General features: G+C 56.2%; 9 protein-coding genes and 6 pseudogenes. 5 read left to right on the top strand and 10 right to left on the bottom strand.

The window, feature by feature from the left end:
* Nucleotides 1-81: 81 nt before the first annotated feature.
* On the bottom strand, nucleotides 82-510 hold the full coding sequence (locus RHM55_RS00790; protein ID WP_322179065.1) for a GNAT family N-acetyltransferase: 429 nt from the start codon (nucleotides 508-510) through the stop codon (nucleotides 82-84).
* Between the two features lie 255 nt (nucleotides 511-765).
* Here RHM55_RS00790 and RHM55_RS00795 point away from each other — a divergent pair, with 255 nt between their 5' ends.
* Nucleotides 766-1,206: a GNAT family N-acetyltransferase gene (locus tag RHM55_RS00795; RefSeq protein WP_322179066.1), complete on the top strand. Its 441-nt coding sequence runs from the start codon at nucleotides 766-768 to the stop codon at nucleotides 1,204-1,206.
* Nucleotides 1,207-1,289: 83 nt separating this feature from the next.
* On the opposite strand, the gene RHM55_RS00800 is transcribed toward RHM55_RS00795, so the two are convergent.
* Both RHM55_RS00800 and RHM55_RS00805 read right to left on the bottom strand, forming a co-directional pair.
* Nucleotides 1,290-1,682, bottom strand: coding sequence for an NUDIX domain-containing protein (locus RHM55_RS00800; RefSeq protein ID WP_322179067.1), 393 nt, complete (start codon nucleotides 1,680-1,682; stop codon nucleotides 1,290-1,292).
* A gap of 128 nt (nucleotides 1,683-1,810) precedes the next feature.
* Complete coding sequence (locus RHM55_RS00805) at nucleotides 1,811-2,599, bottom strand: glycosyltransferase family 2 protein (RefSeq protein ID WP_322179068.1); 789 nt, start codon at nucleotides 2,597-2,599, stop codon at nucleotides 1,811-1,813.
* Between the two features lie 296 nt (nucleotides 2,600-2,895).
* Here RHM55_RS00805 and RHM55_RS00810 point away from each other — a divergent pair.
* Nucleotides 2,896-3,092 (top strand): annotated as a pseudogene (locus tag RHM55_RS00810) (IS5/IS1182 family transposase); the annotation flags it as partial.
* A gap of 118 nt (nucleotides 3,093-3,210) precedes the next feature.
* A pseudogene (locus tag RHM55_RS00815) lies at nucleotides 3,211-3,312 on the top strand (AAA family ATPase); the annotation flags it as partial.
* A gap of 234 nt (nucleotides 3,313-3,546) precedes the next feature.
* On the opposite strand, the pseudogene RHM55_RS00820 reads toward RHM55_RS00815, so the two are convergent.
* The 3 genes and pseudogenes from RHM55_RS00820 to lldD all read right to left on the bottom strand — a co-directional run.
* Nucleotides 3,547-3,888, bottom strand: a pseudogene (locus RHM55_RS00820) (transposase); the annotation flags it as partial.
* A gap of 121 nt (nucleotides 3,889-4,009) precedes the next feature.
* The gene (locus RHM55_RS00825) at nucleotides 4,010-5,026 is read right to left on the bottom strand and encodes an FUSC family protein (protein WP_322179069.1); all 1,017 of its coding nucleotides are present in this window, start codon (nucleotides 5,024-5,026) and stop codon (nucleotides 4,010-4,012) included.
* Nucleotides 5,027-5,034: 8 nt separating this feature from the next.
* Nucleotides 5,035-6,177 (bottom strand): FMN-dependent L-lactate dehydrogenase LldD, encoded by a 1,143-nt coding sequence (gene lldD / locus RHM55_RS00830; protein WP_322179070.1) that lies wholly within the window; start codon nucleotides 6,175-6,177, stop codon nucleotides 5,035-5,037.
* A 132-nt stretch (nucleotides 6,178-6,309) separates the two neighbouring features.
* Here lldD and RHM55_RS00835 point away from each other — a divergent pair, with 132 nt between their 5' ends.
* Nucleotides 6,310-7,194 (top strand): LysR family transcriptional regulator, encoded by an 885-nt coding sequence (locus RHM55_RS00835; protein WP_322179071.1) that lies wholly within the window; start codon nucleotides 6,310-6,312, stop codon nucleotides 7,192-7,194.
* A 59-nt stretch (nucleotides 7,195-7,253) separates the two neighbouring features.
* Here the strand turns inward: RHM55_RS00835 and RHM55_RS25765 are convergent.
* Together RHM55_RS25765 and RHM55_RS00840 are read right to left on the bottom strand one after the other, a co-directional pair.
* A pseudogene (locus RHM55_RS25765) lies at nucleotides 7,254-7,328 on the bottom strand (hypothetical protein); the annotation flags it as partial.
* A gap of 301 nt (nucleotides 7,329-7,629) precedes the next feature.
* Nucleotides 7,630-8,169: pseudogene (locus tag RHM55_RS00840) on the bottom strand (electron transfer flavoprotein subunit alpha/FixB family protein); the annotation flags it as partial.
* Nucleotides 8,170-8,240: 71 nt separating this feature from the next.
* Here RHM55_RS00840 and RHM55_RS00845 point away from each other — a divergent pair.
* A pseudogene (locus tag RHM55_RS00845) lies at nucleotides 8,241-8,531 on the top strand (IS630 family transposase); the annotation flags it as partial.
* Nucleotides 8,532-8,777: 246 nt separating this feature from the next.
* Here the strand turns inward: RHM55_RS00845 and RHM55_RS00850 are convergent.
* The gene (locus RHM55_RS00850) at nucleotides 8,778-9,818 is read right to left on the bottom strand and encodes a GGDEF domain-containing protein (RefSeq protein ID WP_322179072.1); all 1,041 of its coding nucleotides are present in this window, start codon (nucleotides 9,816-9,818) and stop codon (nucleotides 8,778-8,780) included.
* A 182-nt stretch (nucleotides 9,819-10,000) separates the two neighbouring features.
* The gene (locus RHM55_RS00855) at nucleotides 10,001-11,680 is read right to left on the bottom strand and encodes an APC family permease (RefSeq protein WP_322179073.1); all 1,680 of its coding nucleotides are present in this window, start codon (nucleotides 11,678-11,680) and stop codon (nucleotides 10,001-10,003) included.
* Nucleotides 11,681-11,778 lie beyond the last annotated feature (98 nt).

Below are 11,778 nucleotides of genomic sequence, written 5' to 3' on the forward strand. Positions count from 1 at the left end.
AGATCCACCCAAAGCTGACGCCCAGGCTATGGAAAGTAAATCTACCCCGTTTTCCCGGGATCGATAAACCGGACAATAGCCTTACTCCTTGAGTGTTTTTTTCAGGTAGTAGCGCTGGTGTCCGGGCGGGCAATCTTCCAGCACGCCCATTATCTGGAAGCCCTGCTTCTGATAGAAGTCGGGCGCCTGGAAGCTGTAGGTGTAGAGGAACAAGCCCTTACAACCCCGACGTTGCGCTTCATCCTCTGCTCTCTTCAGCAACTTACCGCCTAGACCATGGCTGCGCAGGGTATCGTTCAACCAAAGATAGTCAATGTAGAGCCAGCCCATCCCGAAATGGCCGAACATGCCTCCTATTACCTGGCCGCCGCTATCGCGGGCATAGAGCTGGAAATCCTCGTAGGCGTAGGGGCCTATCTGCTCCACATTGAAGCGTTCCAGACCTTGGCGCACCACAGCCATGGCCTCGGCATCAGCGCCTAAGCTGAAACAGTAAGGGGTATCGGTCATAAGTTCTCCTGTGCGGCGTTGTCGGCAGAAATCAATACGCGGCATGATTGTAAACGCTGGATGGCGATGCTGCTTGCGCGACGACTCGCTTGCAAAACGCCGCGATCTCCAATGGATTGATCGGCCGACACGACTAATCCCCCTCGCAACTGATATTCACCCTGCAACTTTCCCGCAGGTTGCGCTCATGCATCAATAACCATTAGGGTTGACGACAACTGAGTCGCCCGGCGTGAATTACCCAAGGAGAGTTTTATGTCGTTCACCATTAATTCAATAAGTGCCGCCGACACAGACCAGGCAGCGGCGGCCTTATGTGAGTTGTGGCCGCGATACTCACCGGCTGAGATTACTTCGACAATCGACGAGTTACTTCGCCCCAATGGCTACAACCTTGTCGGGCTTTGGGAAGATGGTTCGACCTCAGCTGTAAGTGTATTGAGCTATAGGATTCAGTTTTCTCTCTGGTTAGGAAAGTCTTTCTACATAGTGGACATTGCGACCCTGCCTCAGTGGCGCGGCAAAGGCCATGCCTCGAAATTACTCGATTGGGCTGAGGCCGAAGCAGTGCGCCTGGGTTGCTCGGCCGTGCATCTTGACTCTGGGGTTGGCACGGATAGGAGCGCAGCTCATCGACTCTACATGCAGCGCCACTATCAGATTTCCTGCCATCACTTTTTGAAACGGCTGGCCTGAAACGGCCTGTGTTTTTCTAGCCTTCTGAATGAACCGCACGGGCTGTGTGAAAGCGCACAGCTTGGTGATTGGGGGTAACCCGGTCATTTGATGAGGGGCAGAACGTGATCTCGTGTCAATGGCGCCAGCTCCAGGATCAGGGGTTGGTGTGCATCAACCCACACAGCTTCCTCGATTTCGGCAGCGGGTATGACATCGCCCTCGATCCTGACCTCGAACAGTTCGCAGCGTACTTCGAAGCCAGGTTCGTTGGCGGCGGGCGCGCTGAATCGCCCGAGATACCGGGTGCTTGCAGAATCGATGGTTATTCCCAGTTCTTCATTCAGTTCACGCACCAGGGCCTGCTCCGGACGTTCGTTGGGTTCAATCTTGCCACCGGGTTGCATGAAGGCGGTGGTGCCGCGTTTTCGCACCAGCAGGGCTTTCCCTTGTGGGTTGAGTAAGAGAGCGGCTGCAATGTGGATAACGCTTGGCATGTCATGTCCCCTTGGGTAAGCACGATCAGAGCAACATTGCTCAAGGCGGGTGTTGATTTTAAAAATTGGAGTTTTGCAATATTCAGGGTGAATCGTCGGATTATTATCGTTATCTGAGTTGTAAGTTTTTAAAAAAGAGGTTTCTCTTTAGTCAGTTGATTATACATCTTTACTCTTCGGTGACTGCCCGCATAACCGCCCATGGCTGAAATTGTCCCACCCTGGATATGATCAAGGTAGCTGAATATTTTCCGTGGGGACAAAAAAACAATCTGATATCCCCACGCGGCCATTCTATCTTGTAGTTCATAGCCGGGGTTGCGATCGTCCGTCAGGAAGTGCAGCCCGTGCTTTTTAATCAATCGCACATTCCACAGGGTACAAAAGCTCTTTAAATGTTTTTCTCTGAACGGTTTCGGTTCTTTTGCGTTCAGGCCCAACGCTCGCAAGCTACGCCGAACGTAGTGTTTGATAAAACGGGTAGCCAAGCGCCAGGCCGATCGACCCATGCCTCGATTCAACTGTTCTACACATCCAACAGCCGCAACCTCACGTGGACCCGTACACTGGCCGATCATCATGGAAAAAACATTCAGATCATAAATGAGCGTATCGGTATGCAACAAAAATACGTATTCAGTATCGATCTTATCCAACGCAGTATCCAGCGCCCGACCGTGGGCAACGCTTCCGGCCTCAGGCGTGGTTTTTTTGCGCTCAATCAGGTTGATCCAGTTCAACGTGCGCAGGTACTCACTGCTCGCGTCGTCCGAGTAGTTATCCACGACCCAGACGGGTGTTCCAGAATCTTGCAACCCCTGGCGCAACAGGTCCAAACACGCCTTGGTAAGCTCAAGTGATTTGTAATTAACCAACACAACACTGTAGTTTGTCTTGGTTGGAGTGGAATGGGACATTGTTCGTCAAACCTCTATCACTTTATTTTTTGTTACCGATGGCTTGGCCGTTTTCAATACACCTCTGGCCAACGTGTTTGTCTCCGTGAGTGCATTAAGCGTCACCGCCAAACGCGCATCAAACAGTCGACTCAAGGCAGATTTCCGATACAGCGCCTAACTCCGTTGATAGGGAGTATCAAGCAAGCGGTGAACATTAATGTCAGCGATTGGTAAAGTATCAGTAAAGAGGCGGTCACTTGGAATCGACCACAACCCTGTCCAATGCCCACTGAGGCCATCGCCAAGTCACCTGGGTGCCGGACTGTTTGGACGATTACGTGGCGGAAGAAAATTCGGTGCGTATGGTCGATGTTTTTGTCGATGAACTCACCTTGGGGCACTCGGGTTTGAGGGTGTCGATCCTGCTGCAACTGGTCGTCGGGCTAACCACCCAGCGGTCTTGCTGAAGATCTATATCTACGACTATCTCAATCGGATTCAGTTCAGCCGTCTGGATGCGGTTGTGGCGGTGCTGATTTGTACCAGCGGATAAACCAAGCGGCGAGCGGCGTCCACATTTGCAAAACCATTCGTGGGCCATTGCGGGCAATATTTCAGGGTTCTAAACAGCAATTCTGAGTAGGGGTGTCATTGCTTACCGCATTGAACTCAAAGGCGAATCGATGCGCAGGCGCTCGACGAAATTGACGACAGCGGGTACTTCAGGTTAACAATGCGAACCTGCGTCGCTGCGACTGCCTGTCCACGTGAATGTGGAACGAGTGCCCATGTGGCGTGGAATCCGCAGGTGGAAACCGGGGCCGACTTTTTCAGGCTGCGAGACTTCGAGGTTAGCAGTCACTTCAGAGCTTATTTACCACGTTGAGTGGTTATTCGGTTCTGCGTTGACCGGTGCAGCTTTGTCAGTGGGTTGATTGGAGGTTTTTTGGTAAATTCAGGCACACCTATCCCGTAGTTGGCGGCCAGTGGGATTTCAGTTTGGCCAGCCTTCTCAAGTTTTGTATCGCTGCCGCTAACGTGAACTCATCGCTCGCACCGCTCATACCTCGCAATCGCAAGCGATCCACTTTCAAGATTCGCTCGAGGTGAGCGAACAACATTTCGACTTTCTTCCGTTCGTGGCGGGAGCACACATATTGCGGCGTCGCGGCTATTCGCCGAGCAACATCGCGCGCCTCTTCATTCCATTGAAAGTCGGTACTCGAGAGACTGCCGTTTTTACGCTCGGTTTTGTCCCAAACCGGCACATGTGGCTCGATATCTTTTTCCTCCACCATCCAAGCCAGCCGGCGCCTTGCCTAGCGCTGCAGTGATGAACGGCATTACCTTGTTGTGCGGCGGTGTGCTTCTTGTAGCGCGTATTTTCCGCCAACAGAGGTAGGGTAGTGGTCGCAAGAGGAAGGCTGCTCAGCGCCGCCCACACCACGGATAAACCAACAGTGAAATCCCGACAGCCAGCAATGCCCCACCAAGGCTGTTACAGACCCGAAGAATGCTCAGCCCCAGTTCCGACGCAGACGGCTGGCCCAGCTCTGCAACGAGAATAAAGTGCGGTGTCAGAAACAGTATGTAGGCTCTGTAACTGATGGATCGCCCTGCCAGCGTGCCAATCGAGAGCGGCAGGATCAGCGCTGCCAATAACAGGGGCGAGTGAATGAACGACCCCAGGGCGGCGGCCAACAGGCTGCCGAGCAAGGTGCCTGCGACCCGTTCAAGCGAGGTTTTCAAGGTGCCGGAAAACTTGGGCTGCATGATGAAAAATACCGTCAAGGTCATCCAGTAGCCATGGTCCAGCCTCCAGTATTGGACGAGCCCCACCGAGATCGCCGCCGCCAAGCCGACACGCAGCCCGTGAAGGGTGAGGTCAGACGTAAGCGTGAAGCTCGCTTGGGCAGCCTCTGTTATTGAAGTTGCATGGGGCTTTTCAATGCGCCACAGCAGCAGGGCAAAGCCCGTGGCCCACAGATTGCCGTAGAGAAAGTAAGTGGCGTAGGTCATGCCGTGGGCAAAGTCTTTACCGGGGAAAGCGGTTGAAACCGCGAAGGCCGTCGCCGCCAACAGGGCAGGCAACCCGATTCGCGTTCCGCCGCCTTGGGCCACGGCGCCGCCAAAACCTGTGATCGCGGCGAGCACGATCACGACGGGCGGATAGGCGACCGTCCAGGCGCCGAGCCCCGAAGCCAGGGCGCCCGCGACACCGAATGATAGGGCGAGTGACAGTCGCGTCCAAAAGCCTCCAGTCACCAGCGACAGGTAGGTCCAGAAGGCGGCAATCGCTGACCAGCTGAACAAAGGGTTATGCAGATAAGCCGCCAGCAACGCGGGAGCGGTACAGACAATACCTCCGCACACGACCTCGCCCACAGGGATATCGTGCAGCCTACGCAGTGATTGGAGCGCTTTGGCGGGCAATGAATGCTGCATGGCGGCCTTCAAACGGCTGCTTGAACCAGGGTACTTGCGTCGATCTGCTCAATCGACGTCACCCCGGTCAACGTCATGGCCACACGCATTTCCTTGGCAAAAATCTCCAGCATATTCTCTACACCACGCTGCCCATCGGCGGCCAGCGCATAGACCGTCGAGCGCCCGAGCAACACGCTTTTGGCGCCTAGGGCGAGCATGCGCACCACATCAAGACCCGAGCGAATACCGGAGTCGACTAACACCGTCAGATCACTGCCGACAGCCTGGGCAATCGGCGGCAACGCCTTGACCGTGGACAGCACGCCATCCAGCTGACGGCCACCGTGGTTGGATACCACAATGCCGTCCGCCCCGAAGCTCACCGCATCCTTGGCATCCTGCGGGTCGAGAATGCCTTTGATGATCATCGGGCCTTTCCAGAACTCGCGTATCCACTCCAGATCTTTCCAGCTGATGGACGGGTCGAAGTTGTTCGCCAGCCAGCCCACGTAGTCCTCCAGCGTGGTGGCCTTGCCCAGGTATTTGGAGATATTGCCCAGATCATGAGGGCGACCGAGGAGGCCAACATTCAACGCCCAGTCCGGTTTGGTCATGGCCTGCAAAATGCGCCGAGGTGCGGCGTACGGCCCGGACATACCGGAGTGAGCATCGCGATAACGGGCGCCGGGCGTCGGCATATCGACCGTGAACACCAGCGTTTTGACCCCGGCAGCCTTAGCACGCTCCAGAGCGTTCTTCATAAAGCCACGGTCTTTGAGCACATACAGCTGAAACCAGATCGACTGCGCGCTCTGCGACGCTACTTCCTCAATGGAGCACACCGACACCGTCGACAGGCAGAACGGAATCCCCTTTTTCGCCGCTGCCTTGGCCGCCTGCACCTCACCCCTGCGCGCATACATGCCGGTCAGGCCTACGGGGCTGAGGATAATCGGCATATCAAGTGGTTCACCAAAGAGCGTGGTTTCCAGGCTCAAGTTGTCGACATTCTTGAGGATGCGCTGACGCAAACTGATATCGGCCAAGTCCGAACAATTGGCTCGTAGCGTGTGCTCTGCATAGGCACCGCCATCGATGTAATCAAACAGAAAACGCGGAAGTTTGCGTTTGGCCGCTTCGCGGTAATCAGACGCCGACGAAATAATCATGACGGTTTTTCCTTGGGGAAGAAGTCTACTAAACGAGGCCGCAAGGCATTCGCTGTAGGTTCAGAGTAAGGAAATATCGACTATGATAATAACAACTTTTACAACTACAATTAAGTCGGAAATGGAATGCTCATGAACCTTCGAACATTACGCGCCTTTGTCGAAGTTGTGCGCCAAGGTGGCTTCTCCCAGGCTGCCGAAGTGGTCTCTCTTACCCAATCCACCGTCAGCAAGGCCGTCAAGACCCTGGAAGATGACCTAGGCACGCCGCTGTTGAACCGCATCGGCCACCGAAGCGAACTAACCGCCGCCGGCGCAATCGTATATCGCCGCGCCCTCGTCCTACTGGCCGAACACAACGATCTCATCGCCGAAGTCAACGACCTGCGCGGTCTCAAAGGTGGCGTACTGCGCATCGGCCTGCCACCCGTGGCCAGCGGCGTACTCTTCGCCGCAATGTTCACCGAATACCGCGCCCGCTATCCGAATATCGAAATTCAACTCATTGAACACGGCGCAAGGAAACTGAATGAATGCCTGAAGTCGGGAGAGGTAGACCTGGCTGCGCTGTTAAAGATGAAATCGTTTAACGAAGAGTTCGATTACCAGGATGTGCGCATCGAGCCACTGGTGGTCGTTATGGCAGAGAACCACCCAATGGCCGAACGCAACAGCGTCGACATCGCAGACTTGGCCGATACGCCGTTTATCCTTTTCGAGGAAGGGTTTGCACTGAATACCATGATTCAGGTGGCGTGCGACCGCAAGGGCGTTACGCCCAAGGTGACAGCACGCAGCGGTCAGGTCGACTTTATTGTGGATCTGGTTTCAGCGGGGCTGGGTGTGGCGTTTTTGCCGAGGATGCTGGCGCAGAAGCACTATCACGGCGGGATTCGGTTGGTGGCGCTGGATGAGCCGGATACGGATTGGTATATCGCGTTGGCGTGGCGCAAGGACGCGCATTTGTCGCCTGCGGCGGGGGCTTGGTTGGCGGTGGCTAGGGCAATGAGGGAGTGACCAGACCAGACGAAACGGCCCTGGTTCAAGCGACGAGCAGCCAGCCAAATCCAAAAGCCATCGTGAACCAAGACTTTCAACCGATTGGCGCGGCGGTTGGCGAAAAGATAAGCACTGTGCGGTTTCAGTGCCATCGCGCGCGTCCATGGGTTCGACGGCAAGCCAGATCGCGTCGATGCGAATCATCGCAGCAGGTCTCGAAGGAAACCTGCGCAGGCACCTGGCCTCTCGACTGGCCAACTTACATCTACGGTGCCACGAGCATGTGGAACTTCGATAGTGGCGTCGGGTTCGAGGCACTCCTGGATGACTTGGGCCTTGAATGATTTGAGATAGGAGAGGCGTTTTGGCTGCATGAGGAATCGGCTTAAATAGAGCTAGAAATGGTGTCCACTTAATTTGATCTGACCCCGAAATGTTGGGCGCGTTATAGATTTCTTCATCCCTGTTGATCGCCACTATCACTGTGGAGTCTTTCATACCGGCCAGGTGCTGGATCGCACCGGAAATACCGACGGCGATGTACAGCTGGGGCGCAACGATTTTGCCGGCCTGACCGTTCTGCATACCGCGACCGCCGGAAACGACGATCTTGGCAGCGGTCAGTTCCGGCCGATAGGACTTGGCCAGTTCTTCCCCGACGAAGCTGGAAATTTCCGCGTCGTGAGCAGCCGTCACCGCTTCGACAGCCGCCGAACCACCTTCACCAGCCACCGGGTCAAAACCGGTGGCACGCACGGTGATGACCTTGACCGCTGCGTTGGACTGTACGGTGGCAATGGCGTTACCAGCGTAGATCGGGCGCTTGAAGGTGTCAGTGCTTTCAACCGAGATGATCTCGGATATCTGGTCGACGTCCAGCTGCGCAGCAACGCGCGGCTGGATGTTCTTGCCGTTGGACGTAGCCGAGGCCAGGACATGGCTGTAAATTGTGTGTTGTTCGAGCATCAGGCTAGTCACTAGCGGCGCAACATTCGAAGCATGGCCCGTGCCGCTGGCATCTCGGCGACCACCGTCCACAAGCTATGGGCTGCCAATGACTTGACAAGCATGCAAAGGTGAAGGCCTTGCTCGCGAAACATCCGCGCGTCCATGTGTATTTCACACCGATCTCCAGCTCCTGGATGAACATGGTCGAGCGATTTTTCAGGGACATTACCGTGTTCTTACGCGACGGCAGTTTCGGCTGCGTACGCGAGCTGGAAAGCTCGATTACCACCTTCCTGGCATTACGAAACGCGCAACCGACCCGGTACGTTTGGAACGCAAAGGGAGAGGAGATTTTGAGCAAGATTCGGCGAGCACGCGATGTGATGGAAGCGCAGATGAATGGGTAAGCTATTTTGAAAACAGTACACTAGATAAATGTTTTTCAACGATGTTGGCCGATTGTTGCCTGTAGTGACTGCCTGCAAAGGCTCGAAATCTGACCCTCTCTGGTCACTTCCCGGCAAAGCCGGCTTTGCCGAAATGAACCACTGGATGCTACGCCCTGGCTTTAGCAGACGTGAGCCTGCCAAACAAACTAACCCCGTCGCTCGATATGAGCGTCGCGGCTAAGGCAACCGCTCGCCGAGGGTTGATTACCGGTGCACTCGGTTACGCCCATTGCGTTTGGCTTGGTAAAGCGCGTCATCGGCACGAGTGACAAGGCTTTCCAGGGTGTCATCGGCTTCGAAGAGTGCGACACCAAAGGAGGCCGTTATCGTGTCGAGTACTTTGTCAGCTTTACGAGCCTTGATCCGTAATGACTGGATTTTCAGGCGCAGTTGCTCGGCGAAGGCATGGGCGCTGCCGAGATCGGTGCACTGGTTCAGGATGACGCAGAACTCTTCACCGCCGTAGCGGGCCGCCGCAGCGTGAGGGGGAAGTGAGTCCCGTAGCACCTGGCCGACGTGTTGGAGCACGCGGTCACCTAAAGGGTGACCGTACTGGTCATTGAATTGCTTGAAGTGATCGATATCCAGCATGACCAAGGCCACAGTCTGGGGCGCGTTGCTTAGCGCTTGCTCCAGCAGCCGGGTGAAGGTATCCCGGTTGAACACCTGGGTCAGACCGTCCAGCGTCGCGGCCAGCTGGGCACGTTCAAGCTTGCCTCGCAGGTTCTTGATTTCACTTTGAGCAGCATGCAGCTGGGACAGGAAAAGCTCTTGCTGATCCTGCATGAGCTGGGTGCTCTGTTGCAGCTCGCTGAGTATGCTGGGTAATCGATCATCGATCGGCTCATCAAGCATTTCTAGGCAATACCCAAGGCTCGCCTGAAAGTTGATATTGCCCTTCACGTTATGCGAAACGTCGCGCTCCATGCCGTCTACCAGACTGATCGCTTGTTGCTGACCGATGCGGGCATCCTCCAGTTCGTCGTGGATGATGTATTCGCGAAAAAGCTTGGCAGCGGACTCCGGGGGGAAATAGTCGAAGTCTCGGACAACCCGATCCAGGTGGCGATTGAGTTCTGGTGCCTGGCCTTTGCTGTAGGTGTACCAGAGGGCGTAGTGCACCGGGTTGGGCGCAATGTTATGACGCACCATCAAAGGTACAGCTTGCTTCAGCAGGGCCGCTGCCTCGCGGGTATCTTCTGGATAGAGTGCCAGGGCAGTCGCACGCTTCTTTGATGGGTTCATAACGTCACTGTTGTTGTTTATTTTTGGCGAATATACAGCAAGGTTCCACCGTTCGCGACGACTCACAAAACAAGCAGGGTTTTGTATAAATAAACAGGCCCGGAAGGCTCATCTACAGTACGTAGATTGCACCTCCAGGCCTGTCTCTTCGCCCGTCACTCAAGGTTCAGCGGCTCAGTCCTTCACGCCAACAACCGATGGCAGAAGTACACCACCAGCACACCCGCAGCCAACGTCACATACGGCAATATGCCTGCGCGCCTGGCGCCGTCATCTGCCTGGATATACAGGTCGGTCATCATGGCGGCCGGGAAGCGGCCCTTGTCTTGTACGTAGTGCCGATAGAAGAACACCGGGATGATCAGCAGCGCCAGCAGCACGCCGGTGAACAGGGTGCCTGCGCCCCAGATGTCGGCGCCAAGGCCCATGCACGCGAGGTTGACGAAGCTCAGTACGCCCCCCAGGACCAGCAACACGGTTGGCGCTTTGTACGGGCGCACCCAGTCCGGGCGGTCCATGCGGTGGATCCAGCCGGCGTTGAGGTTGAGGAAGTTGAAGATGATGTAGCTGACGTTGGACGCCGCGAGGACGAACACGTAGTCGGACATCAGCAACAGCAGCAGGTTGAACGACAGGTCGGTCCACATGGCTGCGGTGGGGGCACCGTGTTCGTTGGTGCGGCCCAGGTATTTCGGCAGCCAGCCATCCACGGAGGCCTGGTACAAGGTGCGCGACGAGCCGGACATCGAGGTCATGATCGCCAGCAAGGTGGCGAGGATCAGCATAATCAGGACGATATTGGCGACTAGCTTGCCGCCACCGATGCTGTCGGCCATGGCCTGACCCACGCCCATGCCACTGTAGATAGCCGGGGACAGCAGGCCGCTGTAGACCGCTGGGGTGGTGATTACGCCGTTGGCATCCACCACCGCCGCGCTGACCAGTTGACCGAGACCCAGGCTGCCCTGAAATGCCATGGGCACTAGGGTGAACACCAGAATGCACAGCAGACCGGCATAGAAAATCGCCTTGAAGGTGTCACGCTTAGGGTCTTTGAACTCGCGGGTGTAGCACACGGCGGTCTCGAAACCGTAGGTCGACCACGCGGCCATGAACAAGCCACCGGCCATCAACGACCAACCGGAAATGTCCCAGGCGCCATCAATGACCAGCCCGCCAGCATCGTGAGCCAAGGGATACAGCGGCAGGAAGTTAGCGTGGGTGGCATCGCCGGTCAGCAACGGCACCACGCCGACCAACAGCAGCGGGATCAGTGAGGTGACGCCGAGGATCAAGGTCAGGCGCGCCGAGCGCAGGATGCCGCCGTGTTGCACCGCGAACACCCCGAGCAGAATCACCACGCCCACGAGGAAGGTTGCGTTCAGGCGCAGGGACAACCCGCTTTTGATCCAGCCAAGGTCCAGCAGCGTTAACTGCCACGTATTGATCAGTGCATCGGGTGCAAACAACGCAGTGAGGATATAGCCGGCCGCCAGCCCCGAACCAATGGATAGCACCGGCGACCACGCCAGCCAGTTGCACCACACGGACACCGGGGCGATCAGCTTGCTGTAACGCACCCAGGCCACGGCACCATAGACCGATGCACCACCGGATTTATGCGGAAACAACCCGGCGATTTCGGCGTAGGTGAAGGCCTGGATAAAGCCGAACAGGATCGAAATGATCCAGACGATCCATGCCGGTTTACCCACCGTTGCGGCAATCGCACCAATGGAGAACAAGACCAGTGCCGGTACGCCGCTGGCGACCCAGAACGCACCTCTCCAGTCAATTTTGCGATGCAGGCTGCCGGCCGTCTGGCCTTCCTGCGGTACGGTCTCGAACGTAGTCGCTTCCATTTCTGTTATCCCATGTGTAAGTAGAGTTGTCGGGGGCAGTCGGAAGTTGAACCAGCATCCCCTCCGTCGAGCCGGAACAGCGTATTCGGCAGACGTCA

The organism is Pseudomonas sp. MH9.2, assembly GCF_034353875.1.
In the GTDB taxonomy this organism is placed as follows: domain Bacteria; phylum Pseudomonadota; class Gammaproteobacteria; order Pseudomonadales; family Pseudomonadaceae; genus Aquipseudomonas.